At 60.0% G+C, this 14745-nt stretch carries 12 protein-coding genes; all 12 read left to right on the forward strand.

What is annotated here, in order from left to right; all coding sequences use genetic code 11:
* Nucleotides 1–59 precede the first annotated feature (59 nt).
* The 12 genes from pyrR (at nt 60) to ACWXWJ_RS01080 (ending at nt 14741) form a co-directional block, all read left to right on the forward strand.
* Nucleotides 60–647 (forward strand): bifunctional pyr operon transcriptional regulator/uracil phosphoribosyltransferase PyrR, encoded by a 588-nt coding sequence (pyrR, locus tag ACWXWJ_RS01025; RefSeq protein ID WP_293791512.1) that lies wholly within the window; start codon nt 60–62, stop codon nt 645–647.
* 3 nt (nt 648–650) lie between these two features.
* Complete coding sequence (locus ACWXWJ_RS01030) at nt 651–1586, forward strand: aspartate carbamoyltransferase catalytic subunit (protein ID WP_473963271.1); 936 nt, start codon at nt 651–653, stop codon at nt 1584–1586.
* A 78-nt stretch (nt 1587–1664) separates the two neighbouring features.
* Complete coding sequence (locus ACWXWJ_RS01035) at nt 1665–3020, forward strand: dihydroorotase (RefSeq protein ID WP_473963367.1); 1356 nt, start codon at nt 1665–1667, stop codon at nt 3018–3020.
* A gap of 71 nt (nt 3021–3091) precedes the next feature.
* Nucleotides 3092–4231, forward strand: coding sequence for a glutamine-hydrolyzing carbamoyl-phosphate synthase small subunit (gene carA / locus ACWXWJ_RS01040; RefSeq protein ID WP_473963272.1), 1140 nt, complete (start codon nt 3092–3094; stop codon nt 4229–4231).
* Nucleotides 4232–4289: 58 nt separating this feature from the next.
* Complete coding sequence (gene carB / locus ACWXWJ_RS01045) at nt 4290–7655, forward strand: carbamoyl-phosphate synthase large subunit (RefSeq protein ID WP_473963273.1); 3366 nt, start codon at nt 4290–4292, stop codon at nt 7653–7655.
* Between the two features lie 20 nt (nt 7656–7675).
* Nucleotides 7676–8500 (forward strand): orotidine-5'-phosphate decarboxylase, encoded by an 825-nt coding sequence (pyrF, locus tag ACWXWJ_RS01050; protein ID WP_473963368.1) that lies wholly within the window; start codon nt 7676–7678, stop codon nt 8498–8500.
* A gap of 294 nt (nt 8501–8794) precedes the next feature.
* Entirely contained in the window at nt 8795–9115 is a 321-nt protein-coding gene (gene mihF / locus ACWXWJ_RS01055) for an integration host factor, actinobacterial type (protein WP_005294871.1), read from the forward strand.
* Nucleotides 9116–9117: 2 nt separating this feature from the next.
* Nucleotides 9118–9684: a guanylate kinase gene (gmk, locus tag ACWXWJ_RS01060; protein WP_293791507.1), complete on the forward strand. Its 567-nt coding sequence runs from the start codon at nt 9118–9120 to the stop codon at nt 9682–9684.
* Between the two features lie 87 nt (nt 9685–9771).
* Nucleotides 9772–10053 (forward strand): DNA-directed RNA polymerase subunit omega, encoded by a 282-nt coding sequence (gene rpoZ / locus ACWXWJ_RS01065; protein ID WP_034988049.1) that lies wholly within the window; start codon nt 9772–9774, stop codon nt 10051–10053.
* A gap of 20 nt (nt 10054–10073) precedes the next feature.
* The gene (gene coaBC, locus ACWXWJ_RS01070) at nt 10074–11342 is read left to right on the forward strand and encodes a bifunctional phosphopantothenoylcysteine decarboxylase/phosphopantothenate--cysteine ligase CoaBC (protein ID WP_473963274.1); all 1269 of its coding nucleotides are present in this window, start codon (nt 10074–10076) and stop codon (nt 11340–11342) included.
* An 83-nt stretch (nt 11343–11425) separates the two neighbouring features.
* Nucleotides 11426–12652: a methionine adenosyltransferase gene (gene metK, locus ACWXWJ_RS01075; RefSeq protein ID WP_473963275.1), complete on the forward strand. Its 1227-nt coding sequence runs from the start codon at nt 11426–11428 to the stop codon at nt 12650–12652.
* A gap of 25 nt (nt 12653–12677) precedes the next feature.
* Nucleotides 12678–14741 (forward strand): primosomal protein N', encoded by a 2064-nt coding sequence (locus ACWXWJ_RS01080; protein ID WP_473963276.1) that lies wholly within the window; start codon nt 12678–12680, stop codon nt 14739–14741.
* The last annotated feature ends 4 nt before the right edge of the window (nt 14742–14745 follow it).

The raw sequence follows: 14745 nt of genomic DNA on the forward strand, positions 1-14745 counted from the left end.
GTCGGACAATGTAGACATCCTTTAACAGACCGCACAGAGAGGCGGGAAAGGAGGTCACGATGAACCCGACGGCTGGGGAAACTGGCGTCACCTTACTCGACGCAGATCAAGTTTCCCGTACTGTCGCGCGCATCGCGCACCAAATTATTGAAAAGACCGCGCTTGACGGGGAAGACGCCCAACGCGTGGTTCTTCTAGGCATTCCATCGGGGGGAGTGCCACTCGCGGCACGACTAGCCGAGAAAATTGAGCATTTCACGGGGGTAGAAGTCTTCCAGGGTTCTTTGGACATCACCCTGTATCGAGACGACCTTCGCACCACAAGTCATCGGGCGCTGAAGCCCACGAAGGTTCCACCGCAAGGAATTGACGGCACCACCGTAGTGCTAGTCGACGATGTTTTGTACAGCGGTCGGTCTATTCGCGCCGCTCTCGACGCCCTGACGGACATTGGCCGACCAGAATCCGTACAGGTGGCTGTCCTCATCGACCGTGGCCACCGAAAGTTGCCTATCCGAGCGGACTACGTAGGCAAGAACATTCCCACAGCTGCGGATGAGGATGTGACGGTAAACCTCGCCGAGTTGGACGACGTCGACAACGTGATTCTGTTCCGCCGGTCGAGCGCACAGGAAGAGAGTAAGTAGCCCATGAAGCACCTGATTAGCATCGCTGACCTGAACAAGTCCGAGATTCTGGGTCTAATGGATGAGGCCGATCGCTTTGCTGAGGCACTCGATGGTCGCGAAATGAAGAAGCTGCCCACCCTGCGGGGGCGCACCATCTTCACGATGTTCTACGAAAATTCCACCCGCACCCGTTCCTCCTTTGAAACCGCTGGCAAATGGATGAGTGCGGACGTCATTAACATCTCCGCCAGCAGCTCCTCAGTGAAGAAGGGCGAATCCCTCCGCGATACCGCACTCACGTTGAAAGCCGTCGGCGCCGATGCGATCATTATGCGCCACCCATCCTCCGGTGCGGCCCGGCAGGTCGCGGGGTGGCTGGATGATACGGCCATTATCAACGCAGGTGACGGTTCCAACCAGCACCCAACCCAAGCCCTCTTGGACGCCACCACAATGCGCAACCGCATTGGGGACATTAGTGGCAAGAAGGTCATTATTGTCGGCGATATCCTGCACTCCCGCGTGGCTCGCTCGAATGCCCAACTGCTGACGACCCTCGGCGCGGAGGTGGTGTTCGTAGCTCCACCGACACTAATTCCACTGGGTATTGAGCACTGGGGTGCATACCCGGACAGTGTGCGTGTCAGCTACTGCTTCGACAGTGAGATCGCCGACGCCGACGTCGTTATGATGCTGCGAGTCCAAGCTGAGCGCATGAATGGTGGGTTCTTCCCCTCGCACCGGGAGTACGCTACCCGTTACGGGCTCTCGCAGGCACGTGCGGAACGTATGAAGGACGACGCCATCATCATGCACCCGGGGCCGATGTTGCGGGGTATGGAAATTAACTACGACGTGGCTGATCTGCCGAACACCGTGGTGCTTAACCAGGTGACCGCTGGCGTGCATGTGCGTATGGCCGTCCTATTTACCCTTTTGGTCGGGGACGAGGGATAGCGAAAAAGGGTACAGAGGTTCAGCATGGCAAACACAGCACAGACAGACAATAAGACTTTCGACAAAGGAGCATTCACTATGACCTCCGAGTATCCTGCCACCGGCGAGTTGGCCAGCCACCCGACCGGCGCTGACAAGGCAGTCCTGTTGCGCGGCGTATTGATCTACGGCGAGGGCGACAAGCAGGATGTGCTTATCCAAGATGGCGTAATCTCCGAGATCGGCAGCGACCTGGGTGACTCTGCTCCAGCGGGTGCGGAGGTACTGGATCTAGACGGACAAGTGTTGTTGCCGGGGCTGGTGGACATGCATGTCCACCTACGCGAACCGGGACGGGAAGATACTGAGACCATTGCCACCGGCTCCGCAGCAGCGGCTCAGGGGGGCTTTACGGCTGTATTCACTATGGCCAACACTGCTCCCGTGACTGACAACCCCGCGATCGCAGAAATGGCGTGGTACAAGGGGCAAAACACGAATCTCTGCGACGTTCACCCCGTCGGCTCTATCTCGAAGGGACTAGAGGGCAAGGAGCTTACGGAGTTTGGCATGATGGCCGATTCTGATGCCAAGGTGCGGATGTTCTCCGACGACGGAAAGTGCGTCGACGATCCACGCCTAATGCGTCGCGCCATCGAGTACTCCAAGGGAATGGACGTGCTGCTGGCCCAGCACTGCGAGGAGCCCCGCTTGACCATCGGCGCTGTCGCCCACGAGGGAGAGACCGCCGCGCGTCTCGGCCTGGGCGGATGGCCGCGTGTCGCCGAAGAATCCATCGTCGCTCGGGATGCCATCATGGCTCGCGACTACGGCGGAAGGCTGCACATCTGCCACGCCTCCACGGAAGGTACCGTGGATCTGCTGCGCTGGGCGAAAGACCAGGACATTCCGCTTACCGCAGAGGTAACCCCACACCACCTGCTGCTCACCGACGAGCGACTGGAAACCTACGACGGCGTGAACCGAGTCAACCCGCCGCTGCGCGAACAACGCGATGTGGAGGCGCTCCGTGCAGCACTCATCGACGGCACCGTCGACTGCGTGGCCACCGATCACGCGCCACATGGTTCGGAAGACAAGTGCTGCGAGTTCGATAAGGCCCGCCCCGGCATGCTGGGAATCGAGACCTCTCTGGCACTCATCGCCAAGATCTTCGTTATCGATGGCGACCAGGACTGGCGCTTCGTAGCCAAGGTGATGTCCGAGCGTCCCGCCGAAATCACCAAGCTCCCCGGACATGGTCGCCCGATCGCGGTCGGGGAACCGGCAAACTTGTGCGCTGTGGATGTCAATAAGTCCTGGGTCGCGCACGGCCACGACATGGCTTCCAAGGCCAATAACACTCCCTACGAGGGCATGGACATGCCCGTGAAGGTGAGCACCACGCTGTTGCGGGGCAAGGTGACCTGCAAGAATGGCTCAGCGGTGCACTAAGCATCCACGAGTGGGCGTCAATCAAGAAATAGAACCAAACACAACAGCCAAGAGTTAAGGAAACAAGCACAATGAGCTACACGCCAGCAGCACTGGTTCTCGCCGATGGAAAGATCTTCCGCGGCCGCGCATTCGGCGCAACGGGGCGCACCCTGGGCGAGGCAGTTTTCACCACCGCCATGACCGGTTATCAAGAGACAATGACCGACCCGTCTTACCACCGTCAGATTGTGGTGGCGACCGCTCCGCACATTGGAAACACCGGCTGGAACGACGAGGATTCCGAGTCCCGTGGCGGGAACATCTGGGTCGCTGGGCTGGTAATCCGCGATCTTTCCCGCACCGTAAGCAACTGGCGTGCCACCCGGAGCCTGCCGGAGGAGATGGAAGCGCAGGAAATCATCGGCATCCAGGGCGTAGACACGCGCGCGATCGTTCGCCACTTGCGCGACAAGGGTTCGGTAGCCGCGGGCATCTTTAGCGGTGACGCCCTTAGCTCCGACGACGATATGATCAGCCAGGTTCAGGCTCAACCGGCAATGGCGGGTGCAGACCTTTCCAGCGATGTAAGTACCGACGAGCTGTACGTGGTGGAGGCTGAAGGGGGAATCAAGCACACCATCATCGCCTACGACATGGGTATTAAGACCAACACCCCGCGCGAGTTCTCCAAGCGCGGCGTGCGCAGCGTGGTCGTTCCCTCGACGACTACCTTCGAAGAGGTAAATAAGCTGATGGAGGAATACAACGCCTCGGGCGTGTTCATCTCCAACGGCCCAGGCGATCCGGCGACCGCCGATGCAACCGTGGAGGAGCTAAAGAAGGTACTGGAAGCGAAGATCCCGTTCTTCGGCATCTGCTTTGGTAACCAGCTGCTTGGTCGCGCACTCGGCATGGATACCTACAAGCTGAAGTTCGGCCACCGGGGTACGAACGTGCCGGTGATCGACCACCGAACTGGCAAGATTGACATCACCGCACAGAACCACGGCTTCGCTCTGAAGGGCAAGGCTTTGGAGACTTTCGACACCCCGTTCGGCGAGGCGCAGGTGACGCACACCTGCCTGAACGATGACGTGGTTGAGGGAGTGGCGCTGGTAGATGGCAGCGCATTCTCCGTCCAATACCACCCGGAATCCGCGGCTGGACCGCACGATGCAAACCCGCTGTTCGACAAGTTCTTCGAGAACCTCGAAAAGTACAGCAACTAAACCGCAACTGAAGAAACTGCAGCAACCTTAAGCAACAGGAATAGTAGGGAAGACACCAATGCCACGTCGCGAAGATATCAATCACGTACTCGTCATCGGCTCCGGCCCGATCGTCATCGGCCAGGCTTGTGAGTTCGACTACTCCGGAACCCAGGCCTGCCGCGTGCTCAAAGAAGAGGGCTTGCGCGTTACGCTGATTAACTCGAACCCGGCGACAATCATGACCGACCCGGAGTTCGCCGACCACACCTATATCGAGCCGATCTCCCCGAAGTACATCGAGAAGATCTTCCAGGTAGAGCAGGAGGCCGGACACAAGGTCGACGCCGTCCTTGCGACTCTCGGTGGCCAGACCGCATTGAATGCCGCCATCCAGTTGGATCGCTTGGGCATCCTCGACAAGTACGGGGTGGAGCTGATTGGCGCGGATATCGACGCTATTGAACGCGGTGAGGACCGCCAGAAGTTCAAGGACATCGTTGAGAAGATCGGCGGCGATTCCGCGCGCTCCCGTGTTTGCCACAGCATGGAGGAAGTACACGAGACCGTCGCAGAGCTGGGTCTGCCCGTCGTTGTGCGGCCGTCGTTCACCATGGGTGGTTTGGGCTCCGGCCTGGCCTTTAACGAAAAGGATCTGGAGCGCATCGCCGGCGGTGGCCTGGCGGCCTCCCCAGAGGCGAACGTGCTGATCGAGGAGTCCATCCTCGGTTGGAAGGAATACGAGCTGGAGCTTATGCGCGACGGCAAGGACAATGTCGTGGTCGTTTGCTCCATCGAGAACGTGGACGCGCTGGGTGTGCACACCGGTGACTCCATGACTGTTGCCCCCAGCATGACCTTGACTGACCGCGAGTTCCAGACCATGCGCGATCAGGGTATCGCCATTCTCCGCGAGGTCGGCGTGGACACCGGTGGTTGTAACATTCAGTTCGCGGTGAACCCGAAGGACGGACGCATCATCACCATCGAGATGAACCCGCGCGTTTCCCGTTCCTCCGCCCTGGCCTCTAAGGCCACTGGTTTCCCGATCGCCAAGCTGGCTGCGAAGCTGGCCATTGGCTACACCCTGGATGAGGTACGCAACGACATCACCGAGGTCACCCCTGCAGCTTTCGAGCCGACCCTGGACTATGTGATCGTCAAGGCTCCGCGCTTTGCTTTCGAGAAGTTCCCCGGCGCCGACGATACGCTGACCACCACCATGAAGTCCGTCGGCGAGGCCATGGCAGTGGGGCGCAACTACGTCACTGGTCTGAATAAGGTGATGCGCTCCTTGGAAACCAAGCAAGCTGGATTCTGGACCGTCCCAGACGAGGCGTTTGCCGGTGAACGTGCCACCGACAAGGAAGCCGTGCTGGAAGATCTAAAGCGCCCCACGGAGGGTCGCATGTACGACGCGGAATTGGCGCTACGTCTGGGTGCTACTGTCGATGAGGTCTATGCCGCCTCTGGCATTGACCCCTGGTTCCTGCACGAGCTCGCCGGGTTGGTCGAGTTCCGCGCCCGTCTTGTGGACGCCCCAGTCTTGGATGTGGAACTTCTCCGCGAAGCCAAGTATTTGGGTCTGTCGGATGCACAGATTGCCGCGCTGCGTCCGGAGCTTGCTGGCGAGGATGGCGTGCGCGCCCTGCGTTGGGCACAGGGCATTCGTCCGGTGTTTAAGACCGTTGACACCTGTGCTGCTGAATTCGAGGCTAAGACGCCATACCACTACAGCTCCTATGAGCTGGATCCCGCAGCCGAGTCTGAGGTGGCTCCGCAGCGGGATAAGAAGAAGGTGCTGATTCTCGGCTCTGGTCCAAACCGCATTGGCCAGGGCATCGAGTTCGATTATTCCTGTGTGCACGCGGCTTTGGAACTGTCCCGCGTGGGGTATGAGACCGTTATGGTCAACTGCAACCCGGAAACCGTGTCTACCGACTACGACACCGCTGACCGCCTGTACTTCGAACCTTTGACCTTTGAAGACGTCATGGAGATTTACCATGCAGAGGCTGAGTCCGGTGAGATCGCTGGCGTGATCGTGCAGCTCGGCGGCCAGACCCCGCTGGGTCTTGCGCAGCGTCTGGCTGACGCCGGCGTGCCGGTCGTCGGCACCTCGCCGGAGGCCATCAACCTGGCAGAGGACCGTGGCGAGTTCGGCAAGGTGCTAGAGAAGGCAGCTCTACCCGCACCGGAGTTCGGCACCGCTACCAGTGTCGAAGAGGCTCACGCCGTGGCTGCCCGCATTGGTTTCCCAGTACTGGTTCGCCCGTCCTACGTGTTGGGTGGACGCGGCATGGAAATCGTCTACGACGATGACAGCCTGTCCGACTACATCCAGCGTGCTACGGAAATCACTAGCGATCACCCGGTACTGGTCGACCGCTTCCTGGATTCCGCTATCGAGATCGACGTGGACGCACTGTGTGACGGTGAGAATGTCTACCTGGCCGGCGTGATGGAGCACATCGAAGAGGCCGGAATTCACTCCGGCGACTCCGCCTGCGCAATTCCGCCGATGACGCTGGGCGCAGAGGACATTGAGAAGGTCCGCAAGGCCACCACTGCGCTGGCCTATGGCATTGGTGTGAAGGGGCTGATGAATGTCCAATTCGCTTTGAAGGACGACGTGCTCTACGTCATCGAGGCAAACCCCCGCGCTTCCCGCACCGTACCTTTCGTATCGAAGGCTACGGGTGTGCAGCTGTCTAAGGCTGCCGCACGCATCATGCTCGGCACCAGCATTTCGGATCTGATCGAAGAAGGCATTCTGCCACGAGATCGCGACGGCGGATCGCTGCCGCAGGGACACCCGATTGCCGTGAAGGAAGCCGTCATGCCGTTCAACCGCTTCCGTAGCCCGGAGGGCTACGTACTGGACTCTCTGCTGAGCCCGGAGATGAAATCCACCGGCGAGGTCATGGGCCTGGACGATGATTTTGGCTCTGCATTCGCAAAGACTCAAGAGGCCACAGGTGATCTGCCGACCGAGGGTACCGTCTTCGTGTCGGTAGCCAATCGCGACAAACGCACCTTGATCCTGCCGATTCAACGCCTGTACTCCCTTGGATTCAAGATCCTGGCCACCCAGGGCACTGCCGCTATGCTCCGTCGCAACGGTGTGGAGTGCGAAGTTGTGGCCAAGATTTCGGATGAGCGCCGCGCGGCAGCGGACAACACACCGCTTGTAGACACGGACGGCAAGCCGATGCGCACTGTGGGCGACTGGATCAAGGATGGCGATGTCGACCTCATCCTGAACACGCCTGCAGGTTCCGCCGGGGCGCGTCACGACGGTTACGATATCCGTTCCGCCGCGGTGAACATGGGCGTACCGTGCGTCACCACCGTCCAAGGCGCCGTGGCCGCAGTACAGGGCATTGAAGCGCTACAGGGTGCTGAGCCGACCGTCCGCGCCATTCAGGAGGTCGATCACTCGTGAGCGCGAGCGAAGGCCCAAGCCTGACCTTTGGGCAGCGGTTCCTTGAGCGCTCTAAGACCTATGGGCAGCTTTGCGTGGGCATGGATCCCCACGTCGGCATCTTGGAAGCTTGGGGACTCAAAGCGACTGTCGAAGGGCTTGAGGCCTTCAGTAAGACGTGCGTCGAGGCTTTTGCGGATGTTGCGTGTGTCGTAAAGCCTCAAGTTGCCTTCTATGAACAGTTCGGTTCTGCGGGTCTAGCTGTCCTGGAAGAATCCATTGCACAATTACGACGCGCAGGTGTTTTGGTGATTGCCGACGCCAAGCGTGGCGACATTGGATCCACTATGGCAGGTTATGCCCGAGCATGGCTGGACCCGGAGTCGCCCTTGTGTAGTGACGCCGTGACCGTTTCCCCCTGGTTGGGGTTTGAATCCCTGCGGCCTGTTCTCGACCTGAGCGAGCAACACGGCAGGGGAGTGATCGTGCTGGCTGCAACCTCTAACCCGGAGGCCCGTGGCGTTCAGCGTTCCCTGTTTGATGGAACGCAGGTGAACCTGGCGCAACACATTGTGGATCGAGTGGCCGAGGAAAATGCCCAGCATTCCGGTGCTGGCAACGTGGGCGTGGTGGTAGGCGCAACCCTGGCTGATCCACCCCGCTTGGACCGTGTCGGCGGCATGGTTCTGATGCCTGGGGTAGGTGCACAGGGCGGAACTATGGACGATGTGAAGCGTATTGCCGGGGGAGACGAGACGGCGTCATTAGTCTCACCAAATGTCTCCCGCGGTGTGCTCCGTGCCGGACCCGACGTGGCCGACCTCCGCGCAGCGGTGAAAGAGCAGGCGACACAGCTCACACTTTGAGACTTTAACCGGCTTTTAGCAGGGGCTTTTGCTGCTTTCTAGGATTCCGGGTGCTACACTGACATGCATTGTTTGAAACCTAGTGTCGCGGTACCGCAGTTGCACTTTTAGGTGTCTTTCCTGAACCGTGTACAGTAGTCGAGAACATATTCTCGGTGTGTCAGCTTGGCAAAATTATCCGAGACAACTTAATATCCAGCGTTGCTTGGAATACCGTTCGGTCTCTACAGCATGCTGGTTATCAACCAGAAAAACTTTCCATTCAAAAGACGAGAATATTAAACGGAGGCACCCGTGGCACTTCCCCAGTTGACCGATGAGCAGCGCGCAGCGGCGCTGAAGAAGGCAGCCGAGGCACGCAAGGCACGCGCAGAACTGCGCGAGAAGCTGAAGCGTGGCGGCACCGACCTGAAGCAGGTCCTGAAGGACGCCGAAACCGATGAGACCCTGGGCAAGATGAAGGTTTCCGCTCTGCTGGTCTCCCTGCCGAAGGTTGGCAAGGTGAAGGCCAAGGAAATCATGGAGCAGCTGGAGATCGCCGAAACCCGCCGTATCCGTGGCCTGGGCGACCGTCAGCGTCGCGCCCTGCTGGAGCACTTCGGTTTCGAGGAATAATCTTGAGCCAGGACCTGAATAGCGGCCGGATCGTCGTCCTCGCAGGACCTTCGGCAGTGGGGAAGTCCACAGTCGTTCGTCGTCTGCGCTCGGACGTTCCGGATCTGTTCTTCAGTGTGTCCATGACCACCCGCGCCCCACGTCCGGGCGAAGTCGATGGCGAGGACTACATCTACGTCACCCGCGAGCAGTTCGAGGACAATATCGCGGCGGGTAAGATGCTCGAGTGGGCGGAGATCCACGGTGGTCTGCAGCTATCCGGCACGCCGCGTGAGCCGATTGAGAACGCGTTGGCTCAAGCCCGCCCCGTTCTCGTCGAGGTTGACCTCGAAGGCGCTCGTAACGTCAAGAAGATGCTACCCGAGGTACAAACGGTTTTCCTTGCGCCGCCGTCCTGGGAAGTGCTCGTAGAGCGTCTGACCGGTCGCGGTACGGAAACCCAGGACGTCATTGAACGTCGCTTGGAGACTGCGAAAGTCGAAATGGCCTCGCAGTCGGAGTTCGACCATGTGGTGGTCAACGATGACGTGGAACAAGCAGTCGCGACGATCAGCGGCTTTCTCCGATAGAAGCCGCAGTGGCACGCTGCGAGCACTGTGCTCAATAAAGAACTAAAAGAATATACAGTTTACAACCCACCAAAGAAGGTGCATACCGTGGAAAACCAGGACGTGAATGCGAACGACAGCGTGTTCGATCCTCCTGTAGGCATCACCAACCCACCCATCGACGAGCTTCTCACGAAGGTGTCTTCCAAGTACGCCTTGGTCATCTTCGCAGCTAAGCGCGCACGTCAGATCAACGACTACTTCCAGACGGTCGACGAGGGCGTCTTTGAGTTCGTCGGACCTCTGGTTACCCCGGATGTCCACGAGAAGCCCCTTTCCATCGCTCTGCGCGAGATTAACCGGGATCTGTTGGAACACACCGAGGGTTAAACCAGCTAGGCTGATTCGTTGTGAACGTTGCATCAGCTTTAACCAACACCAAGCCGCTCCGCGTCGTTATCGGCGTAGGGGGCGGCATTGCTGCGTATAAGGCCGCTCACTTGGTGCGCTATTTCACTGAACGTGGCCATGATGTGCGGGTGATTCCGACCCGATCGGCATTGAACTTCGTAGGCGCTGCGACATTTGAAGCGCTGTCGGGCCATCCGGTGGCGACCGAAGTATTCGATGCGGTGGATGAGGTGCAGCACGTTCGTCTCGGGCAAGAAGCTGATCTTATTGTCGTGGCTCCGGCGACGGCGGATTTGATGGCTCGGATTGCTCATGGACGTGCCGATGATCTGCTGACTGCAAGTTGTTTGGTAGCGACGTGCCCCGTGGTGCTGGCTCCTGCAATGCACACGGAGATGTGGGAGAACCCGGCGACTGTAGATAATGTGGCGACGCTGCGTCGGCACGGGATTACCGTTCTGGATCCCGCCCACGGGCGACTTACTGGCACAGACACTGGCGCCGGTCGGCTGCCGGAACCGGAACAGATTGGCCAGTTGGCTCTTACTGTGCAGGCGGATCGAGATGCATTTACCCGTGATCTCGAAGGCAAGCGGGTACTCATTAGCGCCGGTGGTACGCATGAGCCGTTGGATCCCGTGCGCTATCTGGGTAATGCCTCGTCTGGGCGACAGGGCTACGCGCTGGCAGAGGTTGCGGCTCAGCGGGGAGCCAAAGTTACCCTCGTGGCTGGGGTGACGGAGAACTTGCCCACGCCCAGTGGAGCCGAGGTTGTTAGGGTGAAGACCGCTCGTGAGATGCAAGAAGCGGTAATGGAACATGCCACCACCGCAGACGTGGTCATCATGGCTGCAGCTGTAGCTGACTACCGCCCAGCAGAGGTGGCCGGATCGAAGATGAAGAAGGGCTCTGACGCTGATCTGTCGACGATTCAGCTCACCGAGAACCCGGACATCCTCGCTGGTGTGGTTGAGGCACGGGCGCGCGGAGACGTGGCGTCCACAACAAAGATAGTGGGTTTCGCGGCAGAAACCGGCGACCAGAACAGTAGCCCGCTGGACTTCGCTCGCAAAAAGCTACAGAAGAAGGGCTGCGATCTTTTGATGTGCAATGCCGTGGGCGAGGGCAAGGTTTTTGGCCAGCCGGATAGCGCGGGCTGGATCCTCCGCCCCAATGGAGAGGTCATCGAGGTGCCGCCTGGCCCGAAGACCAGGGTCGCTGCCGCGATCTGGAAGGCTGTATGCGAGACTAAAGCAACCACTACGTGACAAATACAGACAGCTTGGTCTAGTATGTGTCCATCGACTTAAGAGTCCTTAATAACTGATACCTAAAAAAGGAAAAATTCCACGTGTCTTTGCGCCTATTTAGCAGCGAGTCCGTCACCGAAGGGCACCCTGACAAGATCTGCGACGCGGTCTCCGACAAGATTCTCGACGCATTGCTTGCCAAGGACCCAGAGGCACGCGTGGCCGTCGAAACCGTCGTGACCACTGGACTGGTTCACGTTGTCGGCGAAATCCGCACTACCACCTATGTAGAGATTCCCGCACTCGTACGCAAAACTCTGCTGGAGATTGGCTTCAACAGCTCCGATATGGGCTTTGACGGCTCTACCTGCGGCGTAAGCATCGCAATCGGCGAACAGTCCCAGGAGATTGCGCAAGGAGTGGACACCGCCTTGGAGCACCGCTCCCAGAACGACGATGACGGCGCAGAGCTGGACGAAATCGACCGCCTGGGCGCCGGTGACCAGGGCCTCATGTTCGGCTATGCCACCAACGAAACCCCGGAGTTTATGCCACTGCCGATCGCGCTGGCGCACCGCCTATCGCGGCGCCTGACCGAGGTGCGCAAGAAGGGCATCGTCCCGCATCTGCGTCCCGATGGCAAGACCCAGGTGACCTTCGCTTATGACGCAGAAGGCACCCCGGTTCGCCTGGATACGGTCGTGGTTTCCACTCAGCACGACGACGGCATCGAACAGGAGTGGCTGCATGAGCAGATCCGCACCCACGTTGTTCAGTATGTGCTGGACGAGGCAGGATTGAGCGGCAACCTGGCCGACACAGACTACACGCTGCTGGTGAATCCCTCTGGGTCCTTCGTTCTGGGCGGCCCCATGGGTGATGCAGGCCTGACCGGCCGCAAGATCATCGTCGACACCTACGGCGGCATGGCTCGCCACGGCGGTGGTGCGTTTTCCGGAAAGGATCCAAGCAAGGTCGACCGCTCCGGTGCTTATGCCATGCGTTGGGTGGCTAAGAACATTGTGGCTGCCGGGCTGGCTGACCGTGCGGAGGTTCAGGTGGCCTATGCTATCGGCCGCGCAACGCCTGTTGGCCTGTACGTGGAGACCTTCGGCACCGAGACCGTTCCAGTGGAGGTCATTCAGGATGCCGTCCGCCAGGTATTCGATCTGCGCCCCGCTGCGATTCTTCAGGAGCTTGACCTCAAGCGCCCGATTTACGCCCAGACCAGCGCTTACGGCCACTTTGGCCGGACCGACCTGGACCTGCCGTGGGAGCGCACCGACCGAGTGGCTGCGCTGAAGAAGGCTGTCGAGGCCGCTCAGTAGCACGTAGCAGGTAGCAATTAGCACTGTGGAACAGCCCGTCGCGCGAGTCCTGCCGTTACTCGGCGTGCCACACCTAGATCGGCTTTTCGACTACGCGGTGCCGGAAAGCATGGATGCGCACGCCCAACCGGGTGTGCGCGTTCGCGTTCGCTTTTCCGGGCGACTCGTCGATGCCTTCGTTATTGAACGGCGCCGACGGAGTGACCATCCCGGCGAGCTGCGACCACTGGAACGAGTGATTAGTCCCCTGCGTGTGTTGCCGAAGCACCTATGGGAGCTGGTGAACGTTCTGGCGGATCGCTATGCCGGGGTGCGTTCGGATATTCTGCGTTCGGTTGTTCCCTCCCGGCATGCCTCAGCGGAAGAGGCGGGGTTGTTCGCCGATGGCGCGGCATGGGAAAACCTTGGTGCGAAGTTGCAGTCCGTCGAGCAGGCTTCCGCCGACTCCTATCAGGCCGCGGAGGAGGCCCTTACGCCTTACCCTCACGGTGGGGCGTTCCTTTCTGCGCTCGTCGAGGGCAAACCTGCCAGGGCTTGTATATTGACGCCCCCAGGCCGCGACATCCCCACCCTCATCGCGGCCGTTGCAGCTGCCGTGGCCTGGAACACCGACGGTGGGGTCTTGGTGGTGGCACCCAACCAACGCTTGGTCGATCGCCTGGTAGCCGGATTAAAAGAGCATATGAACACCGCGCAGGTGATGGAGCTGACGGCCCAGGTCGGCCCCAATGCACGATACCGCCGCTACTTATCCGTTCTGGCAGGTCAAGCGCGGGTGGTGGTCGGTACCCGCTCAGCGGCGTTGCTGCCAATGCCCAAGCCCCGGTTAATGGTGCTGATAGGTGAGTCCGACGATAATCTGGTGGATCCGCGTGCACCGTATATCCATGCGCGCGAAGCACTGGCGCTGCATGCACAGCACACCGGGGCGGGACTGCTGATCGCTGGGGTTCATAGGTCGGCGGAAGTACAGCAGTGGGTGGATCGGAAACTGGTGTATCCCCTGTTGCCCACCCGAGATTCCTTACATGAGGCCATGCCATGGATCCGGGGATTAGGGGAGACGGACGGAGCCACGGAACGGGAGCTGCATGCGCCCGGGGCAAGAATCCCCTCCATGGCGTTTGCCGCTATACGAGAATGCCTGGATAGTGACCTGCCCGCTCTGGTGCAGGTACCGCGCCGCGGGTACGCACCCGCGTTGGCCTGTGCACAGTGTCGCACCCCCGCGCGCTGCAGACACTGTAATGGGCCATTGGAACTGCCGACAAGTGCGGATGCAGCTCCACCGCGCTGCCGGTGGTGTGGGCAAACCGCGGGGCTATTCACCTGTCCAAGTTGCGGTAACCACAGCGTGCGCTTGTCTGTCATAGGGCATGACCGGACCGTGGAAGAGTTGGGGCGGGCCTTTCCTGGTGTGCCAATCATCGCTAGCGGTGGCAAGCACGTAGTGGACAGCGTGAAGCGTCGCGGGAGCATAGTAGTAGCCACCCCGGGGGCCGAGCCCACTGTGGAAGACGGCCTCTATGGCGCAGCGGTTTTGGTGGATCCTTGGATTCTGTTGGGCAGACAAGACCTAAGAGCGGCTGAGACAGCGCTTCGGCATTGGATGGAAGCAGCATCACTTGTGGCGCCCCGAACGAATGGCGGCAAGGTTGTCTTCGCCGGCGCGGCCAGCCTCCCCACGGCTCAACAGCTTATTCGCTGGGATCCGGTTGGGGCAGCTCGTGCTGAACTTGCCCACCGCGCCGAGGCTGCCTTCCCTCCAGCTTTTGCCGTGGCTGCTGTCGACGGCACCAGTACGGCGATTGAAGGACTTGAATCCAACTGGGAGTTACCCCCGGGTGCGGAGACCTTAGGCCCCGTGGAGCTTCCACCCGGAGTGCGTTTGCCCGCCGGAATTGATAGCCACGACCCGCAAGCTCGGCAGGCCGCCAGGCGCATGCTGGTGCGGGTTCCCGCCGACCAGCACATTGCGCTGGGGCAAGCGTTGCGCAGCGCCCAATCGGTACGCACAATCCAGCGGGGCAGTCGTTCAACCCAACCCGACGCCCTGAGGGTTGTCATGGATCCTGTGCGGATCGGTTAGTGTT

The sequence above is a fragment of the Corynebacterium sp. p3-SID1761 genome (assembly GCF_055862885.1).